The 20,208-nt window shown below is 54.5% G+C and carries 15 protein-coding genes and 4 pseudogenes; 13 read left to right on the top strand and 6 right to left on the bottom strand.

Annotated features, from left to right (window positions below):
* Window positions 1-50: 50 nt before the first annotated feature.
* Window positions 51-920: pseudogene (locus RS887_RS28860) on the bottom strand (alpha/beta hydrolase family protein); the annotation flags it as partial.
* 1,787 nt (window positions 921-2,707) lie between these two features.
* On the opposite strand from RS887_RS28860, the gene RS887_RS28855 reads away from it, so the two are divergent.
* Window positions 2,708-4,021 carry a site-specific integrase gene (locus RS887_RS28855; protein WP_322618065.1) on the top strand — a complete coding sequence of 438 codons (1,314 nt, stop codon included), beginning with the start codon at window positions 2,708-2,710 and terminating at the stop codon, window positions 4,019-4,021.
* Window positions 4,022-4,048: 27 nt separating this feature from the next.
* Complete coding sequence (locus RS887_RS28850) at window positions 4,049-5,251, top strand: hypothetical protein (protein ID WP_322618064.1); 1,203 nt, start codon at window positions 4,049-4,051, stop codon at window positions 5,249-5,251.
* Between the two features lie 647 nt (window positions 5,252-5,898).
* On the opposite strand, the gene RS887_RS28845 is transcribed toward RS887_RS28850, so the two are convergent.
* The gene (locus RS887_RS28845; RefSeq protein WP_322618063.1) at window positions 5,899-6,204 is read right to left on the bottom strand and encodes a helix-turn-helix transcriptional regulator; all 306 of its coding nucleotides are present in this window, start codon (window positions 6,202-6,204) and stop codon (window positions 5,899-5,901) included.
* A gap of 133 nt (window positions 6,205-6,337) precedes the next feature.
* Here RS887_RS28845 and RS887_RS28840 point away from each other — a divergent pair, with 133 nt between their 5' ends.
* From RS887_RS28840 to RS887_RS28830, 3 genes are all read left to right on the top strand, one after another.
* The gene (locus tag RS887_RS28840; protein ID WP_322618062.1) at window positions 6,338-6,847 is read left to right on the top strand and encodes a hypothetical protein; all 510 of its coding nucleotides are present in this window, start codon (window positions 6,338-6,340) and stop codon (window positions 6,845-6,847) included.
* Window positions 6,848-6,885: 38 nt separating this feature from the next.
* The gene (locus tag RS887_RS28835; RefSeq protein ID WP_322618061.1) at window positions 6,886-7,077 is read left to right on the top strand and encodes an MbcA/ParS/Xre antitoxin family protein; all 192 of its coding nucleotides are present in this window, start codon (window positions 6,886-6,888) and stop codon (window positions 7,075-7,077) included.
* A gap of 310 nt (window positions 7,078-7,387) precedes the next feature.
* Window positions 7,388-7,948, top strand: coding sequence for a LysR substrate-binding domain-containing protein (locus RS887_RS28830; protein ID WP_322618060.1), 561 nt, complete (start codon window positions 7,388-7,390; stop codon window positions 7,946-7,948).
* Here the strand turns inward: RS887_RS28830 and RS887_RS28825 are convergent.
* From RS887_RS28825 to RS887_RS28815, 3 genes and pseudogenes are all read right to left on the bottom strand, one after another.
* Window positions 7,942-8,850: an MBL fold metallo-hydrolase gene (locus RS887_RS28825; RefSeq protein WP_322618059.1), complete on the bottom strand. Its 909-nt coding sequence runs from the start codon at window positions 8,848-8,850 to the stop codon at window positions 7,942-7,944. The two genes, RS887_RS28830 and RS887_RS28825, sit on opposite strands and share 7 nt — an antisense overlap.
* A gap of 530 nt (window positions 8,851-9,380) precedes the next feature.
* A pseudogene (locus RS887_RS28820) lies at window positions 9,381-9,824 on the bottom strand (transposase); the annotation flags it as partial.
* 132 nt (window positions 9,825-9,956) lie between these two features.
* On the bottom strand, window positions 9,957-11,279 hold the full coding sequence (locus RS887_RS28815) for a type II toxin-antitoxin system HipA family toxin (RefSeq protein ID WP_322618058.1): 1,323 nt from the start codon (window positions 11,277-11,279) through the stop codon (window positions 9,957-9,959).
* A gap of 147 nt (window positions 11,280-11,426) precedes the next feature.
* Between RS887_RS28815 and istA the strand changes: the two are divergent.
* The 8 genes and pseudogenes from istA to RS887_RS28770 all read left to right on the top strand — a co-directional run.
* Window positions 11,427-12,925, top strand: a pseudogene (gene istA / locus RS887_RS28810) (IS21 family transposase).
* On the top strand, window positions 12,918-13,721 hold the full coding sequence (gene istB / locus RS887_RS28805) for an IS21-like element ISPsy20 family helper ATPase IstB (protein WP_322615747.1): 804 nt from the start codon (window positions 12,918-12,920) through the stop codon (window positions 13,719-13,721). The pseudogene istA and the gene istB overlap by 8 nt, the downstream one beginning before the upstream one ends.
* Window positions 13,722-14,328: 607 nt before the next feature.
* The gene (locus RS887_RS28800) at window positions 14,329-15,678 is read left to right on the top strand and encodes an MFS transporter (protein WP_322618057.1); all 1,350 of its coding nucleotides are present in this window, start codon (window positions 14,329-14,331) and stop codon (window positions 15,676-15,678) included.
* 99 nt (window positions 15,679-15,777) lie between these two features.
* Window positions 15,778-16,470 (top strand): fumarylacetoacetate hydrolase family protein, encoded by a 693-nt coding sequence (locus RS887_RS28795; protein WP_111283906.1) that lies wholly within the window; start codon window positions 15,778-15,780, stop codon window positions 16,468-16,470.
* 41 nt (window positions 16,471-16,511) lie between these two features.
* Entirely contained in the window at window positions 16,512-17,270 is a 759-nt protein-coding gene (locus RS887_RS28790) for an SDR family oxidoreductase (RefSeq protein WP_322618056.1), read from the top strand.
* Window positions 17,271-17,303: 33 nt separating this feature from the next.
* Complete coding sequence (locus RS887_RS28785) at window positions 17,304-18,260, top strand: 2-hydroxyacid dehydrogenase (protein ID WP_322618055.1); 957 nt, start codon at window positions 17,304-17,306, stop codon at window positions 18,258-18,260.
* A 673-nt stretch (window positions 18,261-18,933) separates the two neighbouring features.
* Window positions 18,934-19,134: a hypothetical protein gene (locus RS887_RS28780; protein ID WP_322618054.1), complete on the top strand. Its 201-nt coding sequence runs from the start codon at window positions 18,934-18,936 to the stop codon at window positions 19,132-19,134.
* A gap of 230 nt (window positions 19,135-19,364) precedes the next feature.
* A pseudogene (locus RS887_RS28770) lies at window positions 19,365-19,598 on the top strand (AbrB/MazE/SpoVT family DNA-binding domain-containing protein); the annotation flags it as partial.
* 178 nt (window positions 19,599-19,776) lie between these two features.
* Here the strand turns inward: RS887_RS28770 and RS887_RS30685 are convergent.
* Window positions 19,777-20,007 (bottom strand): Lrp/AsnC ligand binding domain-containing protein, encoded by a 231-nt coding sequence (locus tag RS887_RS30685; protein WP_416340018.1) that lies wholly within the window; start codon window positions 20,005-20,007, stop codon window positions 19,777-19,779.
* Window positions 20,008-20,208: the final 201 nt, after the last annotated feature.

The following is a 20,208-nucleotide window of genomic DNA, read 5'->3' as shown; positions in this document are numbered from 1 at the left end:
CTCACAACCCTCTTTGGAGCAGCGCCGGGCATGACTCGGCGCCAAGGCGATTAACTGGTGCGCCCTCCCAGCGTCTCAGCGACCCAGTCTGCAATGTACTGGCCAGCATTAATGCTGTTGTCGAAGCTGGCATGCTGCGCACCACCTTCTCGATCGGTAAAGATTTTGAGTTCCTTCTTGGGGCTGTTTACCAGTTGCTCATAGGTGCGATGGGCCCATTTCAGCGGAATCTGGGTATCTTTTTCGCCGTGGGTGACGAGGAAGGGCACCTTTATGCGCTCCACTACGCCGTCCAGGTGGACATTTTTTGCAATGGTCATGAATTCATCGATGTCCTTGGCACCCCATACCCAGCAAACATGAGCCCAGTAATGCGGCACTGGGAAGTCGCCTTCTTTCTCTAGCCTGCGCTTTTGCACGTCACGCCAATCGTGGTTGGCACCCCAGGCAACTCCACAAGCAAAGCGAGGTTCGAAGGCCACTGCTCTTGGGCAGTAGTACCCCCCCAAGGACACCCCTTCCATTCCAATTCGTTTGGCGTCGATATCAGTACGAGTTTCCAGCCAATCGACGATGCGGCTTGCCCAGTGCTCGCTGTCGTATCGTGCGGTCATACCATGCAAGCGAAGGGCTTCGCCGGTACCGGGTTGGTCAATGATGAGAGAGGAAACGCCGCGCTTGGCCAGCCACGCCGGCATGCCGACGAGATACTTCATCTCCTTGAACGAATCGAGGCCGTTGACCTGAACAAGAATTGGAGAAGGGCCATTGACACCCTCTGCGCGAACCAGCAGCCCGGAGATGTGTTTGCCTTCGTACGGAATCTCCACCCGTTCGCAGTTCTCCTTGTTCAAGGCCACTCCGCGGTAGAAGGTATCCTGGAAGCGCTGATACAACGCTTCACGGCCGGGGGCTCCATGGGTGTTGGGGCTGATGCCGAATTGATCCACGTGCCGACGCAAGACTGATCCACCTCCACTCGGGACAAATCCAGCACAGGCAATAGTTCGCAAGGAATCAGATTGGGTCAGTGACATCTCGGCCAGTGGGTCAATTCGGCATCAGCGCCAACACCTACCGCAAAGTAGTGCACAGAAAAGGGCTCCGGAACTAAATTTTCCAAAAAATGCAGACGTTCAGATTTCGCATTTTTAATTGTCGAAATTTCGAATATTTAGTTCCGAGCGCTAATCTATAGAAAATCCTGACACTTGGTCATCTCCGGCGCAATAGCTGATTTAACATAATATACATTATGCGTACCGTCATATACGGACGTGGGAGCGTCTAGTGGGCAGATTTGATGTCGAGAACAGAGCGCTCGGAAGTAAAACTTTGAAATTTTTGGAAGTAAATCTTTGAAACGATAGTTCTCAGAAGTAATCGTGTAAAAAAAACGGGAAGTAATCGTGTAAATCGAGTGTGGCCCTCCCTTAAAGATGGCGCCTAAGGTGGCGTCTAGCGTTTCCACCCCGAAAGCCTTGCAATCCGGGCCTTCGCGAGCAATCAACCCCCTCAGAGATCTCCATTTCAGCGTTTTTTAATTCTGGCGGCATCGGCCATAACCCACGGTTTGGCCATTTTTTGTGGGATCGAGACGTCGTATGCCGCGCAAAAAAGGCTTCCATGCGTCTTGGTAAGCGTCCATTTCGACCAGGCTCGTTCAGTGCAACAAAGCGCCAGGATGCGAGATCTCTTTTAAAAATGGCTGAATCCTTTAAAAGTGACCACGCCTGTAGCCCAATGAATGCGACGGTTTGCGATTTGCTGAGAGCTGAGACGCGCTCGAAACACGTGCCTAGCCGCATAGGCTCAATCGCTCGCCGTCAGATCGGTTCAGTCTCATCCGCCGGTGCACGTTGATCTACAAAGGTCAAATATCAAGCAGAAAAATCGGGAGCCATGCCGAGGTGATGTGAACCTCGCCCTCGGCGTGAAGACTCAGTCTGGTTGCGGACTAACTCCGTCGGCGTGCGTAGCGTGGGTAGATGTTGGAGCGCGTGACCAATATGTCAGCTTAGGAGAGATTCCAGCGCCTAGAACAGCGCTATATACGCGGAAGGAGACTATATAAAGGTGGCTTAAAGTCTGAAGCTTCGAAGAAGCTTCATTATAAAACACTAATGGTTTTGGATTTCAATAGTCTTTTTCATGGCCTGATAACTGGTCGTTTTCAAGGCGCCTTTACACATTCAAAACATGAACTTTTAAAAATGACCGAAACTTTTAAAAATGACCAAGCCCGCTAAATATGGCGAATCACTGCCGTGCCGCCGTATTTTCTGAGCGGTACGACTAAACACTTTTAAAAATGGCCGAATCTTTTAAAAGTGATCTCCTAGGTTACGACTTGCGTGAAGGCCAGCCGCCCATCTAAAGCAGCAGTGGCGCCTCTCAAGCTCTGGACGGCTCAGCGCTGAGCCCACACAGTTTGGGGCGCGCAGCCGTGCGGTCGGAATTTCCTAATTCAGATTCGACCATAACTCTCAATATATAAATAAAGAGTAGTTAGTTGCCTGGTCGCCAGTGAAACTTCCCAAGAGAGTACTTGCAAAGCCAGGTTTGCTGTGTATAACCTATACAACATCGTTCAAATGAATAGGGCTAGGTGATGAGTGATTCATCCAGGCAGACGGACGCGCTCGCCTCGAGAAAACGAAAGGGTAAGTCCCCTACTTCCGATAACTCTCAGAATCGGAAGTCTACAATGCAGCATTCAAAGAAGGATAATGAGACGCAGAGCCCGTATCCGCTGTTCAACACCTATAAGGAATTCATCAACCACACTAGCGATGAACCCGACCCGTGCCTACCGCTGGTGATGAACTATCTGGCGAACTTTGATGCGCCGCTGAAACCCATGGACGGTTTCGACGCCGTCAGTGGTTTTCTGCGTTCCTACTCCAACGTCGAGGCGACATTCGTTTCGTATCGCACCCATGCCGAGCGCCTGCTGCTTTGGGCATTGTTGATCAGAAAGAAGCCCCTCATGGAGCTGCGTCGCGCAGACGCCGAAGCGTTCTTGGAATTCTGCATGAACCCACCGATGGACTGGCTTGGGCCCGTGACACGCAGCAGGTTTCTGATCGTGGCGTCCGACAAAGATTCAGGGCTGTACCCAAATCCCCGCTGGCGCCCATTCTCGGTGAAGACAGCGAATCGCACGCATGATGCCGGTGATCATGACGGCGCGGGTACCGGTGCTCCTTACCAGCCATCTCGAGGAAGCATTTCCCAAGTTTTCTCGGTGTGCAGCAGCTTGTACGAATACGGGCTCGATGAGGGCCTGACCTCAGCGAATCCCTTCAGGGCGATCAAACAGAAATCGCGCTTCAAAGCCTTGCGCTCAATGGAGCAAACCGGACGCGCCCTTACGCCTCTTCAATGGGACTTCGTGCTGACCACCGCTGAAAAAATGGCCGCAACAATTCCTGAGCGCCATGAACGCACGCTGTTCATCGCCGCGACGTTGTTCTCGATGTACCTACGCGTTTCAGATGTCTGTGGTCGGGTCAATTGGCAGCCCACGATGGGCTCGTTCAAGGCGGATCACGATTGCAACTGGTGGTTCCACCTCATTGGCAAGGGTGACAAGGCCGCCAAGGTCGCTGTAAGGCCGGAATACATTGATCGGTACCTAAAGCGCTACCGGCGGTTCATGGGGCTGTCTGAACTGCCACTACCTAATGAGCAGACCCCACTGATTGCGACCTTGAATGGCCGTCCAGGGTTATCCACTCGAATGGTTCAGTCGATTATCCAGGAGCTGTTTGACCGAGCCGTTGATGAGATGGTGAGCGAAGGTCGTCAGCCGGGTGAGATCGAGGCTCTACAAATGGCCTCCACTCACTGGCTAAGGCATACGGCTGCGACACTTGATGCCCCTTGGCGAGACGCCAAGGACTTGCAGATGGATCTACGTCACAACAATTTGGCCACTACGCAGGATATCTACTACAGCAGCTACGAAGACAAACGTTCGTACTCGCTTAAAAAATTGGGATTGAAAAATCGCGACTGAATTTCGGAGATAACCGGTAGAAAAACCATGGAATCAATACCCCGTCCTTGCTTTGAGACGCTAAAAGACTTTGCGCTGCTAGACCCAGACACACTTGATGGCGAGCTTCCTGTAGTTCAGGACTTCCTTAACCGATGCCCAGTCAGTAGCCTGCCAATAAAAAGCTACATGCTTGTGAAGCAGTTTTTAATTAAGCATGCCGAACCTACGCGCTATGCCAACTACCGAACCTGTACGGAGCGGCTGTTGCTCTGGAGCATTTTGGAGGCAAAAAAACCCTTAACTGATTTGAGTGAAGCCGACATTCAAGCGTTTATGAATTTCTGCACAACCCCTCCGGACTCGTGGGTGGCAGATAAGTCTTGCCGACGATTCACTCAGGGCAAACTGAGGAGCGTGGTGGGCTTCAACCCTGACTGGCGTCCGTATTGTTTAATTCAACCAGCTACTGGAAGGAATGATACTCGCATAGCGTATATTGCTGGTAGAAGCGGACTCGCGATCCAGATGTCGGTAGTTGCGTCTTTTTTTCTGCATCTGCATTACGATGACTTGATCGCAATCAACCCTGCGCGAAGACTGCATGCTGCGGGCTTTTACACTCCGAGCCTCCCCGTTCACAGTGGTGCGAATGTCTTCACTGATGAAGAGTTTGCGGTGTTGATGTTGACGCTTAGCGACATGGCTGATGAAGACATCAAACATGAGCGCACGCTGCTCATGTTTGCGTCAATTTATTATCTGAGGCTGCAGCCATCTGAAATCGACAGTCTAGGGGGAGATCTCACGGTCAGTGCTCTGAGGCTCATGCGGGATGGAACTTACGACTTAGTGGCGGAAAAATTTCCTGGCAATTGGGCGTGGAAAATCCATCCTGAGTTTGTTGCCAACTATGTGAATCGTTACCGTGAAAGGCTCGGGCGGCAATTCATTCCGCTCGAGCGTGATCACACGTTGTTGCTTGGGAAGATTCGCGGCAAAAGTTCGATTAGCTCAGGTTATGCGAGAGCGTTATTCCGGACAGTATGTCAGATCGTCATTGACAGGCTTACTGAGAGCGGATGTGTGGTCTCGCCTAACTCAGGGTTCCGCAAAGCGACTCTGTTCTGGGTGCGAGAAACAAGCATGCACCATAGCGCGAGAACAATGGAGATGAGTGACGTCATCAGACTTGCGCGAAAATCGAACGCTGAAAATGCCTACCAGCGTTTTTTCGCATGGCGTGACTAGGGATTAGGCCTGCCCTACGCTTTTACGGGTCTAACTTCCAAATGCATCTTTAACTCAACTAAAGAAACATTTAGTTGAGTTAAAGATAAACATTAGGCTACCTATTGAATGTAGGCCCATACTCGCCACTGCTTGTGAAATTCGTTACGCCGGCGTTCACATCAGTCAACTATGACGGAGCCACCCTACCCTCCATGCAAAACCTCACCAGTTGGGGTTAACCCACATTTGGTGGTTTTCATGAGGCCAGTGAGACCTGATGCTGTACGTGTCGATCAGACTTGAAGCCAAACTCATGATTGCACCACCGCTCGATCCCCAGGTGTCGACATCCTCAGGTCAGACTCGAGCATGTCTCTGCTTGACCTAAGGGCGAGCCAGGGACATGCAGCAGTTCAATTCCCTGCGGGGACGAGCCCGCTCAATGCAAAGCTTTCAGTGGCCGTTCAGTTGCGCCCTGCCTCGCCTACCGCTTTCCAGTCTAGAATTGCACGCCGCGAGCCAACCCACTTTCAAGCAATAGCGTCGTACCGATGATCAAGCAGGCTGTCTGCTCACCAATCATCTGGTGCTTCAGGATCCACACCGAGGCTGCCTAAGACGGCCCCTCCTCGTGCCTGCTCCAAACTCAGCACTTTGACGATGCCTCAGCTACTCAGAGCTAACCTCTCCACCAGATCAATCACCTCCTTGCGATCCTTCCCTTTCAATAGATGAAAGCACTGCAGTAGGTGCGCCTCATCGTCGTCCTCACAATAAAAATACGCCGCTGGGTAATTCAGTACCGCAGCTATCTGCTGCACGATGCTCTCCCCTGGCTGATGAACGCCCTTCTCATATTGATTCATCCTCGGGGACGCTGATGCTGGCTCGATTCCGGCTTCTATCCCAAGGCGCTCCTGGGAAAAACCTCTTGCTTGTCGTGCCTCTTTAAGGCGCTTGCTTATCGTCATCATTTCTCTTGCCGCAAAAGACAAGAGAGTCTTAGATTCGCTTTGACGACATGCTAAGTATTACTTAGTATTCGGCAGAAATATCCTTTTGCCATCACTCTAAGCGCACGGATAGGGAATCAAGGTGAAGGAAATGCAAATCACAGATGGCCGGCTCGACGAAAAATCCCGTGGCTTCGGCGGGGAGATGGTGAGCTATCACTTTTGGAAAATCGACGGTAAGAAACTCGAAACGCTGGAAATCCCGGATGTGTTGGATGCGCATGTAAAGGCGGGTGATCGGGTTCGAGTAACATCCCAGTACGGCAAAGACGAGGTCAGCAGAATCTGGGCCATCCAGGTTGAGGGAGAGCCTGTTCGGTCGGTTGTGGATATTCCCTTTATTGCATTGTCTTTGGGGCGGTTGAGTCTTGTCCCCCTGATGGTCGGTATTTTTACTCTCTTCTTAGCGCATCTTCTCTGGGAAAACAGTGCAAACCACGGGCATTTCCAAGGCTCGATTTACCAGCTGTCTTGGATCGCATTGAATCTGTTCTTCAGCTACAAGTTCATGGTCAAACCTATGCTGATCATCAAACGTGGCATCAAGGCGTTTGGCGAATACTGCGCAAAGACGCCAATATCGACCTCAACGGTTCGCTAAAACCGAGCGGATGCCGGCAAGCCTCCTGAGAGCCAGAAATGAATTATGTCGAGCTGATTCAGCTTCAAGCCGAGCTGGTGTTTGGCAACAAAGCCAAGGCCAACAACTGGCTGTCCCAACCGAAAAACACCTTCGGTGGTAGCACACCATTGCAGCTAGTGCACAGTGAAGCTGGATACGAACTGGTAAAAGCTGAGCTCGAAAGACTCAGTCACGGATTCGCCTGCTAATGCGAGCCCTCTACTCCAAAGCCCAGGACTCAACACGATTGTCTTTGATCTCAACAAAAATGATGCCGGAGCCTTACTCAGGCCAAGAAAAAATTTAACGTCGTGTCCGGGATTAGTTGAACACTACACTGGTTCATTAGCCCTCTTCATCGGGCTCACTTTCCGCCTCTTCAGGTTCGTCCCCCTCGGGTTGATCACTGGTTGGCTTGGCGATTGCCTACGTGGTTGCAGAGTAGAGAAAACGAAGCCCCGGAGGTTCGCGGCTCCAGGGCTTCTATTTTCGCCTCCATCCCTATGGCTGATCTCGCCCATGCTGCGTTTCATGGCGGAGTCGGAGTCGGAGTCGGTTAGGGTGACCGTGATTACGGCCCCGAACATGGCGTTGGTGGACTGGCGTCGGGCAGATGTTGCGGTGGTTTATGGCCCCCCTCCATGGCCTGGCTACTGGTGGCGCCTGCTGCACGGTATACGCATGATTCCCGTATGCAGTCCCCAGCATTTGCGGGGGGCGCTTGCCATTCATGACGTCGGGGATCTGGTGAGGCACCGGTTGCTACATGAGGATGACGGTAGTCAGTGGCAACAATGGCTTGCTGAGACGGGGTTCGCGCGTGGTGGGCTTGAGAATATCCACTTTGAAGACTTCGGTATGGTGCTTCAGGCTGCACGGGAAGGTTTCGGTGTAGCATTGAGTGATGAAACAGTATCTGCCCGGGATCTGGATGAAGGCCGTTTGGTCTGCCCTTTGCCAATATCTGTGCCGACGCGACACAACTACTACGTCGTTTGCTCCGAAAGCGCACGTGAACGCCCGGAGGTGCGGGCGTTCATCGACTGGTTATTGGATACGGTGGTCCGGCCTGATCAGTAACCGTACCCGCGACCATCTGTGAAGCGGATGTTGGTCAGGATGCTGATGTCCTTTTCCACCTTGTACAGCTCGGAGCTTTTGATGAGCTCTGGGTCACTGAAAGACTCCCCCTTGGCCCGTCCTGCCTGGATCAGCAGCATCTTGTCGCGGATGGCCAAAACTTCAGCATAGGTCATGGCCGGTACTCTCGATGGGTCTTCATCAGCATGGGCGCCGTAGATTGCGGTCTTCGGATTGATGACTTTCAGAGTGGCATCGAGTGAAGACACGTAGTCCTTCAGGTTTCCTGCCAGGAGCCAGGATGGATAGAGGTGATCACCGGCCAGCAGGATGTCATGTGCCTCATCGCACAAAGCCACTTCGTCTTTAGTGTGCCCGGGTACGCTCAGCAAGCGAACCCGAAGGCCACCCAAGTCGATAATCTCCTGTGGTTTCACCAGCCGCGAGACTTTGAAGGGCGGTACTACCATGTGATCGAAGTTGCCCAGGTACACCGGCTCCGGTACGTGGTAAAGGCCATCCTTCCCTTTGAACCTGCTAGTGAAAGGGGTATCGACTAAGTACACACTCTGGAAATTGTGCAGGCCGCCCAGATGGTCAAAGTGCAGATGCGATGGCAGAACTGAGAGTGGCTTGTTGGTGATTTTCTTCGCCACCGCTGTAATGTCCTCCTTCTGGTTTGCACCTGCGTCGAACATCAGAGCCTGTTTCTCACCTACGAGCAGGTAGGAGAAATTTTTCTGGTAGTACGTGGGCTCGCCGATGGCGTAGAGGAAATCAGTCAGTTTGTGCACCACGAAGGCTGGACCAGCTGCCTTAGTGGCCTCTTCAGCATGAGCAACGAATGGATCTGAGATCATTGTGATGGACGCCAGCGTTAAGGCTTTCATGAACTTGCGCATAAGGCGCGAACCTCTTTTTCTAGTTATCGAGGAGACGCAGAACGTGATCTGCGAGGTTCATCTCAACGTCTTTCGTACTTGACATCAATCCACGTTTTTTGAGATCAAAAACTTCAGTACAGCTAAAGCATCAGGAAGACGGGGCTCCGTCACAGCTGATTAGTAAGCTCTGTTGTAAAGGAAGGTCCGGCGGCGATCACCGATCAGCTCGATGTAGTGCGGTAGTAAATGCTTGAGTGTACTGATGCCGGAGCTGTTGCCGCTGACCGAAAATCTATGGTCACCCCCACTTTTGCAATACTGCATAACGGGTGAAGTGGTTGGCTTGCTTAAATCTATCCGGCGTCTGTTTGGGGTATGCCCCAGCGCCACGATGAGGGTCGCGCCTGACGATCCTTAAAACTGACGCGGCTTCAAAAGCCGATTTTCGTGTCAGGATCTTCGTCAGGCCGGTTGGCCGTTCACGTCATCTGTTGTTCAGCTATCGCAAAACCTGAAGGGTGAATCGTGATATTGCTGCAACAACAGAGTCAGGCGCTCAAGGCGTCTGACCCTGTTTCATAGTGTGTATGGTGAGTCGCTAGAGCCCAGGCAATACGCGCCAATTTGTTGGCCAGGGCACAGGCCACCACATTCGAGTGGCGTCGCATCAGCAGCGAGCGCACCCAGTCGGCCAGAGCCCCTTTTTGGTAATCCAACTTCTGCATATAGACCCGAGCGCACTGCACTAACAGTCGCCTGAGGCTCTTGTCGCCGCGCTTGCTGATCCCCAACAGGTTGGCCCGCCCGCCGGTACTGTATTGCCTGGGTACCAACCCCACCGAGGCGGCAAAGTCGCGGCTGCATTTATACTGTTTTCCATCGCCCATCTCCACGGCCAGCTGGCTGGCGGTGATCGGGCCGACGCACGGAAGGCTCAGTAAACGACTGCTCAGATCATCGTCGGCCAGCTGGGCAACCAGCTCTTTATCCACAGCATCAGCTTTGGCTAGCAGCTCTCAACGACTTGATAGCTGCTAGCCAAAGCGCGTGCGTTCTCGAGCCCTGGCCGACCAAGATGTACAGCTTGTCTTTACTGTCAATAAAGCAACCGTTGAGTGGAACAATCACATCAACTTCCACCTGCGAAACGTATCTTCGAGACTCCTGAGCGGAATCATCGGCGAGCGCCAGGTTTCCTGGGGCAGTCCTAGATCCTGTAGCAAGTCCGGCAACGCCAGCAGCAACCGAACATCCGCCTGTAAGCGATCGAACAACCATTCCGGATCTGCCCTATGCGCGAAACGAGCACACACAGCCCCCCAATCGACCGAACCTAACCGTTCAATATTTGCTGACCACCGTGTGATCCGCACAACACCCTCGATATCCATCAGCATGGGCGCAAGATCATAGATGGGAGCAAAGTTCACTCGCTCCCTGCCCCGAAGGATCGAGAGATTTCCGCCATGGTTGTCGGTGTTCCCGAGGATCTGATTGATCAAATCCCGCCGCAGGTACTCGCTCACCATGTCCGGTAATTCAGATTCTTGGCCGGCAGCAATCCATGTTTCCGCTAGCCGATTCACGACATCGAAATGGTTCAAAAAACCACCTCGATTGCTGACGCCACATAGCGAGTACATAGACTCGACCGCGATGCGCTCCACCCCGCCGTGGGTGATGTTCCGATCGAATCTTTGCATCCAAATGCTAGGCATCTGCGCCGCTTCATATGCCAGCCCCTCGGCGGCGATCGTGTCGAATCCCAACGAGCCCAGCGCACGATAATAGCAGTACTCGCTGTGCAGGATATCGCGGTCTAATTTACTTGCGGTGTGACGCGGGAATTTAACAAACCAATGTCGGCATACATCTGCGTCGTTTAACAGCCCATCAGGATAAAGCCGCCCCGAAGCATCTTCGACCAGCAGCATTTTTGGAGCTACACCACCGGCCCCGAGCGCGCCGATTATTGGCCTTCCCGATTCCCTGGCCAGGTCGAGAAAGGCCATACCCTCCTGAACAACCTCTTCTCGCGTAGCCCCATCAGTCACTTTGCCTGCGGGATACAGCGTTTCGCCCGCGTTTTTTACGCGCGTGTGTCCAACGGGAGCGGCGGCGAATTGCTGCAGCAGAAAGAGATCAGTCGAGATCCCTGGCGGTACTGCTGCTCTAGACAATATGTGCCGACGTGCAGCACCAGCCGGGATGATATCGTGCAGAAAAGCTGGGGCGAGCTCTCGCCGAACATCCCATTCCAGTGGGAGGTTCGCACTGACGGCCGGCGCTTTAACCGTACCCAGTTGAATGAACTGATCCGCAAGGTATTCGGGCAGGTAGTTGATGTTGCATCGGCTTCGAAGGCTATCTCCTGATGAATTGAAGCTGATCACCATTGCATCATGCCAATGGCCTGCCGAGTGAATCTGGAGCGTGATGGATTCCATACTTATTGGCAAATTACCGAAGCCTCACTGTGTGTTGCCGCTGACCGAAAACTGACCCAGTAGAGGCTGTTCTGCCGACTGAAAACTGACCCAGGTGTTCAACTGCTTCTGCTCACTTTTCGAGCAGGAGAACACAGGGTGATCAGCATGGAAATGTTGGGAAAAATCCGGCGGATGTACTTCCGCGACAAGCTCTCGCTGCATCAGATAGCCAAGCGTACCGGGCTGTCGAGAAACACCATCCGAAAATGGGTCAGAGCACCCGAAGCCACTCAACCGGCGTACCAGCGGTGCGCAATCTTCAACAAACTCAGCCCATTCCACGACACGCTAGAACAGGCGCTGAAAGCCGATTCGTTCCGGGCAAAGCACAACCGCAGAAGCGCCAAAGCACTTTTCGAACAGATCAAGGCCGAGGGTTATGACGGCGGCTACAGCCAGCTCACGGCGTTCGTGCGCTCTTGGCGAGGCGAGCAAGGCAAGTCTTTACGCGCTTTTGTACCGCTGACTTTTTGCCTTGGGTGAGGCTTTTCAATTTGACTGGAGCGAAGAAGGTCTGCTGATCGGCGGCCTGTTTCGACGCATCCAGGTCTCTCACATGAAGCTCTGCGCCAGTCGCGCATTCTGGTTGGTTGCCTATCCCAGCCAAGGGCACGAGATGCTGTTTGATGCCCATACCCGTTCGTTTGGAGCGTTGGGTGGCGTGCCACGTCGCGGCATCTACGACAACATGAAAACGGCTGTCGACAAGGTCAACAAAGGCAAAGGCCGTACGGTCAATGCCAGGTTTTCCGTAATGTGCGCGCACTACCTGTTCGATCCGGACTTCTGCAACGTCGCCTCGGGTTGGGAAAAAGGCATCGTCGAAAAGAACGTCCAAGACAGCCGACGGCGCATCTGGATCGACGCTCAAGATTGCATGTTTCACACCTTCGAAGAGCTGAATATCTGGCTCGGTCAACGCTGCCGGTCGCTCTGGAGCGAGCTGGTGCATCCGCAGTACAGCGGGCTGACGGTGGCCGAGGTCTTGGAGCTGGAGCGGGTTGAAATGATGCCGATGCCGACAGCGTTTGATGGCTACGTCGAACGTACCGTGCGGGTCTCCAGCACCTGCCTGATCAGCGTGGCGCGAAATCGCTATTCAGTGCCATGTGAGCGAGTCGGCCAGTGGGTCAGCAGCCGTCTGTATCCTTCGCGAATCGTGGTCATCGCCGATGAAACGGTGATCGCTAGTCACGAGCGCCTCTTTGATCGAGATCAGGTCAGTTTTGACTGGCAGCATTACATCCCGCTTATCGAACGCAAGCCTGGTGCACTGCGTAATGGCGCGCCATTTGCCGATCTACCGAAGCCGTTACTGCTTCTCAAACGGGCACTGAGGCGTCACGCCAACGGTGATCGAATCATGATGCAGGTACTGGCTGCTGTGCTATCGCCGGTCTAGAACCGGTGCTGGTGGCAGTGGAGCTGGTACTTGAGTCGGGCAGTCTGAGCGCCGATCACATCCTCAATGTCCTCGCCCGGCTGACCTCCACTGCACCACCTCCTGCGTAGAAACCAGCCTGCAACTCAAGGTGGCACCTGTTGCCAATACGGCTCGCTACGACCGGCTCCGTACGACCGATGAGGAGAACCGCAATGCGTGACTTAATGACAGAACTCAAAGAGCTGCGCTTGCACGGTATGGCCAGTGCTTGGGAAGAACTGGTCTCTCAAGGAACAGCCTCAACGGCTTCATCGAAATGGCTGCTGGAGCATCTGCTTCAACAGGAACAGGCGGATCGCGCGGTGCGCTCGGTGAACCACCAGATGAACATGGCAAAACTCCCCATGCACCGTGATTTGGCGGGCTTTGACTTCAGCGTTTCCAGCGCTGATGCCCGGCTGGTCAGCGATCTATCTAGCTTGGCGTTCACTGAAACCGCGCAGAATGTTGTGTTCATCGGTGGGCCGGGAACCGGAAAAACACACCTGGCCAGTGCCCTGGCTGTATCCGGAATCACGGCCCATAACAAACGAGTGCGCTTCTTTTCTACGGTGGATCTGGTGAACCTGCTGGAGCGTGAAAAGTACGATGGCAAGGCAGGGCGAATCGCCCAGGGACTGCTTCGCACAGATCTGGTGATACTTGATGAGCTGGGATATTTGCCCTTTAGCCAAAGCGGTGGAGCCCTGTTATTTCACCTGCTGTCCAAGCTGTACGAGCACACCAGCGTGGTCATCACTACCAACCTCAGCTTCTCGGAATGGTCGAGTGTGTTTGGCGACGCCAAGATGACTACAGCGTTGCTGGATCGGCTGACACACCACTGCCACATCGTCGAAACGGGCAACGAGTCTTACCGCCTTCAACACAGCACCTTGGCAGACCAGACAAAGATCAAATCACGAGAACGAAAGCGCAAGGATGAAGAGAGTATCGAGGACGATGAGCCGTTTTGATCCGCTTCATAAACGCCCTGCTGCATGCCTACATGCGGTGGGGCTGGATGCATCGTCAACCAGAACACTACTGCTAAGCTTATCCACAATTGCTGGGGCAAAAATCAGCAATCCGTCCTGGGTCATTTTTCAATCGGCAGGGTGGGTCAGTTTTCAATCAGCGCCGACATGTGCTACGTCGACTGTCCAAAAAACGACGCTCAATAAAAAATATTAAAACCATATAAATCATATAGTTAATGTTCATATTTAACTGATAAATAGAAAATTGCTGATTTTATTTTTCTTGGACACCTGCGTTAACGGCTGTTTTGAAGAGAAAAAACGATCTAACGCCCTCGTTGATTTCCGATAGTTGTACGACCACTGTGACAACCAATGCAGCCCGACCCTTCCAAAAACAATCAAAAGGTGCGCACCCATGAACAAGCTTTTCTCCCTCTCGACCCCTCCCCCGAATGCCCTTGGCCGAAGGCGTATCTGAGCGCCTGACAGCTGCTGTCCGCGCCTCTCATTCAAGTAGCGATTGCTCTGCCCCGGCCTCGGAGGCATCGGATTCGGCTACGCGCGAACATCTCGATTCTTCTAACAATAGAAAGGTCTACTCATGTCGAACTCGCAAACCTCCCCGTCCACCGCGCCGTCGGTGGGTGTCGGCGCCCGGGACGCCGTGCTGCCTCAGCGACTGCCAACGCGTCGGCGCTGGTTCATGCTCTCGCTATTGCTGATTGCAACCATCATCAACTACATCGACCGGGTGAACATCTCGATTGCGGCACCGTTCCTTGCCAAAGATCTGGGCCTGGACAAGATCGAAATGGGCCTGATTTTTTCCGCGTTTGCCTGGACTTACGCCCTCGCCCTGGTGCCCGCCGGGTTTGTGGCCGATCGCTTCGGCTCCCGATTTACCTACGGCGTATCGCTGATCAGTTGGTCGACCGTCACCGTGTGCCAGGGCTTCGCCACGGGCTTCGCGTCGCTGTTCGGGCTGCGCCTGGCGGTCGGCGCCATGGAGGCGCCGGCCTTTCCGGCCAACAGCCGCGCGGTGACGTTGTGGTTCCCAGCCCGGGAACGGGGCATGGCCAGCAGCATTTACGTGTGCGGCCAGTATCTGGGCACGGCACTGTTTACCGGCGTGCTGTTATGGCTGGCGACAACCTATGACTGGCGCCATGTGTTCTACAGCACCGGGGCACTCGGCATTGTCTTCGGTGTGGCCTGGTTGTACTTGTACCGCGATCCGCTGAACTGCAAAAAAGTCAGCAAGGAAGAACTGAAGTACATCGAATCCGGCGGTGGCCTGGTCAAGAGCAGTCAGGAACGTACCAAATTCAACTGGCGGCAGATCGCCGAGCTGTTCAGCTATCGGCAGATCTGGGCGATTTGCATCGGCAAGTTCGCCAGCACTTCGGCGTTGTACTTCTTCCTGACCTGGTTCCCGACGTACCTGATCGAAGAGCGCAAGCTGACCATGATCAAGGCCGGGATCTTCGCGGTACTGCCGTTCGTAGGCGCGACAGTCGGCATTTTGCTCGCCGGCATCGTCTCCGACCTGCTTATCCGTCGCGGCTATTCAATGTCTTTCGCTCGCAAGCTGCCATTGGTAGTCGGATCGATGCTGGGGATGTCGATCGTCCTGGTGAATTTCACCGACTCGAACGTGATCTGCATTGCCGTGCTGACCATCGCCTTTTTCGCCCAGGGCATCGCCTCATCGTCGTGGGCCGCGGTGTCGGAAGTGGCGCCCAAGGAACTGATCGGCCTGACCGGCGGGGTCACCAGCCTGGCCGCCAATATCGGCGGGATCGTCACCCCGATCGTGATCGGCGGCATCGTCCACGCGACCGGCACATTTGCCTACGCCTTCTGGTTCATTGGCGGCGTGGCGCTGATTGGCACCTTGTCTTACTCGTTGCTGCTCGGTCGCTTGTATCGCATTGAACTCAAGGCGCGCTGAGCTCAGAAAAGCGTTTTTCTCCAACATCAAGCGGCTTTCGTCCAACTTCGCAAAACGAAGCCGCCGTAGGCTGATGCTTCCAACAGGACAACGACAAAAATGACTATGACCGAATACGTTTTCACTCCGGATTTGCCCGTGACCTTACCGGTTGCCGGCAGCCAGCAGCGCTTTCCCGTTGGCCGGGTATTTTGCGTCGGCCGCAACTACCCCTGGCCAGACACCCAAGGTCAATCCCGCCAGCCGCCAGTGTTCTTCATGAAACCGGCGAGCAACGTGGTTGATGCCGTGGGTGAGGTGGCGTTCCCGTCGTTGACCGAAGAATTCGCCCACGAAATCGAACTCGTCGTGGCGATTGGTGAAGGTGGCGCGAACATTCCGGAAAGCCAGGCCTTGGCGTATGTCTGGGGCTACGCCGCCGGACTTGACCTGACTCGTCGTGATGTCCAGCGCCTGGCCAAGAGCAATGGTTTGCCTTGGGAAGGTGCCAAGGTGTTCGACGGCGCCGCACCGATGACCGCCATTGTGCAGGTTACTCGCGCAGGACATCCCGATGGCGAGTTGTGGCTGAACGTGAACGGCCAAGAGCGCCAGCGCGCCAGCCTCGACAGTCAGATCTGGTCGGTTAGTGAAGTGATCAGCCGCATCTCTCAGTCGGTGGCGCTCAGGGCCGGTGACCTGATCATGACCGGTAGCCCGGCAGGCGTCGACGTACTGCAACCAGGCGACATCATCAACGCCGGGATCGACGGCATCGGCCAACTTGAAATGCGCGTCAGCCAGCGACCTTAAACCCGGCGCACGCCCTAATGAATTGAAAAGGAGATAACAACATGTCCAGTCCTTTGAAAGTGGCCCTGGTAACAGGCGCCGGAAGCGGAATCGGTCGCGCCGTGGCCCTGGGTTTGATGGCCGATGGATACACACTGGTATTGGCCGGACGCCGGCCGGAGCCTTTGCAGGCATTGGTCGATTTGGCGGCTGGCGAAGGACGCGAAGCGTTGGCAGTGCCCACCGATGTGCGCGATCCGGCCAGTGTCGATGCGCTGTTCGCAACCATCGCGGAGGTGTACGGACGCCTGGACGTCGTGTTCAGCAACGCCGGGGTAAATGCTCCCGCCGTACCACTGGATGAACTGACGTTCGAGCAGTGGCGAAACGTAATCGACACGAACCTCAACGGCGTTTTCCTCTGTGCCCACGGCGCCTTCGGACTGATGCGCCGGCAACAGCCACAAGGCGGTCGCATCATCAACAACGGCTCGATTTCAGCCCATACCCCGCGACCGTTCAGCAGCGCTTACACCGCCAGCAAACATGCTGTGCTGGGACTGACCAAATCCCTGGCCCTGGACGGGCGAGAATTCAACATCGCCTGCAGTCAGATCGACATCGGCAACGCCCTGACCGAAATGTCAGTGCGCATGACCAAAGGCGTACGCCAGGCCAATGGCACCATCGCGGTAGAACCGATGGTGGACGTCAAGCATGTGGCCGATGCCGTGCGCTACATCGCCGGTCTGCCGCTGGAGGCGAACGTCCTGAACATGACTGTGATGGCCACCGCCATGCCGTTTGCCGGTCGCGGTTGAACCCGCCATTCCATTTCGTTATTCGAGGTTTACATGAAGCCAGAAGTCTTGCAGCTCAGCCCGATCCTGATCCCTGAAATCAATACCCGGCTCAATGAACTGTTTACGGTCAGACGTTACTTCGAGCAGGCCGACAAGCCAGCCTATTTGCAGGAGCATGGCGTGAACATTCGCGGCGTGATCACCGGCGGGCATACCGGAATCAGCCAAGCGCTGATGGCGCAGCTGCCCAACCTGGAAGTGGTGGCAGTCAACGGCGTAGGCACCGATGCGGTGGATCTGGCCTACGCCCGGGATCGCGGGATCCGCGTGACCGCGACGATCGGCGCGCTGACCGAAGATGTCGCCGATCTGGCGATCGGATTGTTGATTGCTGTATGTCGTGGGTTGTGCACCAGTGATCGTTACGTGCGCTCGGGCCAATGGCCCCACAGTGCGACACCGTTGGCACCGTTGCCGTTGGCCCGCCAGGTCTCCGGCATGCGCATTGGCATCGTCGGCATGGGGCGAGTCGGCCGAGCAGTGGCGATCCGCGCGGCGGCGTTCGGGTGCCCGATCATTTACACCGATTTGCAGCCGATGAGCGATGTGAACCACACCTTCATCGCCGATCTGAAGCAACTGGCCAGCGACAGTGATGCGCTGATTCTCGCGGCCGCCGCCGACAAGGCTGAAGCCATCATCGATGCCCAGGTGCTGCAAGCTCTGGGCAAGGGCGGGTATTTGATCAACGTGGCTCGGGGGAAACTCGTCAACGAGGCTGATCTGGTGTCTGCACTTGCTGCCGGTGGGATCGCAGGTGCGGCGCTGGATGTATTTGTCGACGAGCCGAACGTTCCCGAAGCGCTGTACGGAAACGAGCAAGTGGTGCTGCAGCCACACCGCGCTAGCGCGACGCTGCAGACCCGAACGCGAATGGGCGAGATGGTGGTGGCGAGTCTGGTTGACAGTTTTGCCGGAAAAATACCGCAGGGGTGTGTGACTCACTGACTGAGTGTTGGCCACCTTGGGGGACTAGCGATCCTTCAGAGGTGGCAAAGCCATTGCGCGTGAGGTCGATTAGGTAAATCACTGCTGGCTCTTGATGCTTTGATCGTCCGCTTGGTTTGATTGCAGCCCTTGACACCTAATCTGCCTCCGCAGGTTTCAGCCATTCATCATCGTCGACGCAAACTCGATTTATGGTGACATGCGCCCGACCTAATCAAGCAAGACTCCTCGGGAGCCAGAGAGCACGCCGACACTCATAATTGTCTCAGCTCAGTCCTGCAAACTTGTTGAAATCATGGAGTCATACCGGTACTCCTAGATCACCAATCTTAAGCAGGGAACGCACCATGCACCCAAGATTCCGGGTCATTGAGACCACCGGACTGGAAGATGGCAGTAAGCGATACAGGGTCGTTGACCTTGTCGAGGGAGGCTCAGCTAGCAAGCATGGTGTGTTCAAGACCAGGGGAGAGGCAGACGCTGTTTGTTCGATTCTGATTGCCGAGCATTCACGTCAGAGTGGAGCAGGTCGTACGTCCCTGAGCCTATGATCCACTCGTTTCGTCATTCCTAGTGCGGATGACTTTTCGGGAATACCTAAATCGCAGTCGTGGACTGCCCGGTCTTTAACATCACCTCCAGCTACGCTTTTTCTTTCCACGGAGGAATCGCGATGTCGAACGCAGACCTGCTCCCTTCCCTGCTGTACAAGATCAACCAGAATCAGCTTGCCTTGGAGGCCGCCATCATGGAGCTAACGCTTTGGGTGGAACAACGAGGGTCAGGTGATGTAGCCGTCCCGATAAAGACGCCCTCCGTGCGATGCTGGAATCGCAAGTCCAAGAAAAGCTGCAGCACGATCCAGACGTGTTAACGACTTACGCAGCCAAGCCTGAACCAGAGCGCAAACCGTACACCAGCAAACCCACGGTTCAGGACAAGGCATTTCATAAAGAGCTCGAACAGATGCGTGCTAATGCTGAAGCTGGAGTGATACATACGCCTAAGCGAGAGCCGGGGGGCGGGGCTGCTCGTAGCCTTAGGCTTGATGATTATCCGGATCTGTAAAACGTGCCACCGGTTCAAAGCAACGGAGACCACACACTGAGAAAGCCACCTATGAAAATCATGATCGAAGAATGGGATGGTGACGGTGCGATTCGAATTCCTGATGAGGCGTTGCAGGAACTGGAGCTGGATGTTGGCGATTCGCTGTACCTGATAGAGGAATTTGTCGGCAACACGCGCTGCCTCGTCCGATCAAAAACACCTCAAATCGCGGATCGAATAGACGAGCTCACTGAAGCCTGGGATAGCGGACAGCTTGGCAACACCGAGGTGAATAAGGCAGTCGCAATGCGCGTCCCAGAAGCAGTCAAGGAAGGCCAAGGGAACAGCAATGTTGCCGCTGACCGAAAACTGCTCCAGTAAACACGGTTCTGCATACAGAAAACTGACGATTGTTCAATTGCTTCTGCTCAATTTTCGAGCAGAAGACCACAGGATATCAACCGACTCATTCCGAGAGCACCGGCGATGGCCCGCGCTCTAGGTGAGGCGTTAATACGATGTAGCTGCGAGTTCCGGTGAATCCATCAATCGAATGAATTACTTCTAGCAACCCTTCCAGCGATCGCGTGTCCTGAGTTCTGACCTTAAGCAGCATGGCGCCGTCGCCAGCCACTGTGGTAAACGACGGCAACGCGGGTAAGTGCAATCCTCGGTAGTGATCAGTAGGTCCGTCCATGATTGGTTGCGGATTGAGAGTGATCATCTGCCGATACCATTCGAATGACGCATCAGATTTCCGGTCTACTCGTTCGAATATTTGGAACATGCTGTCGATTGAAGACCTAGCGCTGTTGGAAGCCATCCGCGAAACCGGCAGCCTGTCGCGGGCAATAGAATCAAACCCTGCGTTTAATGGATTGCGCAGCAGCGACAGGCC

The sequence above is a fragment of the Pseudomonas sp. BIC9C genome (assembly GCF_034541995.1).
GTDB lineage: Bacteria > Pseudomonadota > Gammaproteobacteria > Pseudomonadales > Pseudomonadaceae > Aquipseudomonas > Aquipseudomonas fluorescens_CC.
Note: the sequence above shows the minus strand (reverse complement) of the source record. Positions and strands in the feature narration are given on the sequence as shown.

Coding starts and splice junctions, on each gene's coding strand:
- RS887_RS28825 (WP_322618059.1), bottom strand. CDS start 8,850: ATGCGCAAGTTCATGAAAGCCTTAACGCTGGCGTCCATCACAATGATC.
- RS887_RS28850 (WP_322618064.1), top strand. CDS start 4,049: ATGGAATCAATACCCCGTCCTTGCTTTGAGACGCTAAAAGACTTTGCG.
- istB (WP_322615747.1), top strand. CDS start 12,918: ATGCGTGACTTAATGACAGAACTCAAAGAGCTGCGCTTGCACGGTATG.
- RS887_RS28795 (WP_111283906.1), top strand. CDS start 15,778: ATGACTATGACCGAATACGTTTTCACTCCGGATTTGCCCGTGACCTTA.
- RS887_RS28830 (WP_322618060.1), top strand. CDS start 7,388: ATGCTGCGTTTCATGGCGGAGTCGGAGTCGGAGTCGGTTAGGGTGACC.
- RS887_RS28815 (WP_322618058.1), bottom strand. CDS start 11,279: ATGGAATCCATCACGCTCCAGATTCACTCGGCAGGCCATTGGCATGAT.
- RS887_RS28800 (WP_322618057.1), top strand. CDS start 14,329: ATGTCGAACTCGCAAACCTCCCCGTCCACCGCGCCGTCGGTGGGTGTC.
- RS887_RS28845 (WP_322618063.1), bottom strand. CDS start 6,204: ATGACGATAAGCAAGCGCCTTAAAGAGGCACGACAAGCAAGAGGTTTT.
- RS887_RS28785 (WP_322618055.1), top strand. CDS start 17,304: ATGAAGCCAGAAGTCTTGCAGCTCAGCCCGATCCTGATCCCTGAAATC.
- RS887_RS28855 (WP_322618065.1), top strand. CDS start 2,708: ATGCAGCATTCAAAGAAGGATAATGAGACGCAGAGCCCGTATCCGCTG.
- RS887_RS30685 (WP_416340018.1), bottom strand. CDS start 20,007: ATGGACGGACCTACTGATCACTACCGAGGATTGCACTTACCCGCGTTG.
- RS887_RS28780 (WP_322618054.1), top strand. CDS start 18,934: ATGTCGAACGCAGACCTGCTCCCTTCCCTGCTGTACAAGATCAACCAG.
- RS887_RS28835 (WP_322618061.1), top strand. CDS start 6,886: ATGAATTATGTCGAGCTGATTCAGCTTCAAGCCGAGCTGGTGTTTGGC.
- RS887_RS28790 (WP_322618056.1), top strand. CDS start 16,512: ATGTCCAGTCCTTTGAAAGTGGCCCTGGTAACAGGCGCCGGAAGCGGA.
- RS887_RS28840 (WP_322618062.1), top strand. CDS start 6,338: ATGCAAATCACAGATGGCCGGCTCGACGAAAAATCCCGTGGCTTCGGC.